At 59.3% G+C, this 231-nt stretch carries 1 protein-coding gene; it reads right to left on the bottom strand.

Annotation, left to right across the window (positions count from 1 at the left end; translation table 11 throughout):
- Positions 1–231: AI-2E family transporter (locus ACLJNW_RS29010; protein ID WP_410962139.1), on the bottom strand; the 231-nt coding region annotated here is incomplete at both ends.

Raw genomic sequence — 231 nt, 5'->3', positions numbered from 1 at the left:
AGCCCGGATCGATGGCAAAGGCCAGCGCCAGCGGAAACGCCGCGGCAATCCATGGGCCGAGAAATGGAATGAAGCGCAGGAGCGTCGCGAGCACCGCCCAAAGTAGGGCATTCGGAACACCGATGAAATAGAGTCCGATGCCGATCGGGATGCCGTAGGTCACATTGACCACCAGCTGCATGAAAAGATAACGAGAGATGCGCCGTGCGGCATCGTCAACCGCTTCGGTTG

The organism is Salmonella sp. SAL4457 (assembly GCF_046548235.1).
GTDB classification, from domain to species: domain Bacteria; phylum Pseudomonadota; class Gammaproteobacteria; order Enterobacterales; family Enterobacteriaceae; genus Salmonella; species Salmonella enterica.
This window is presented reverse-complemented; position numbering and strand designations above follow the sequence as displayed.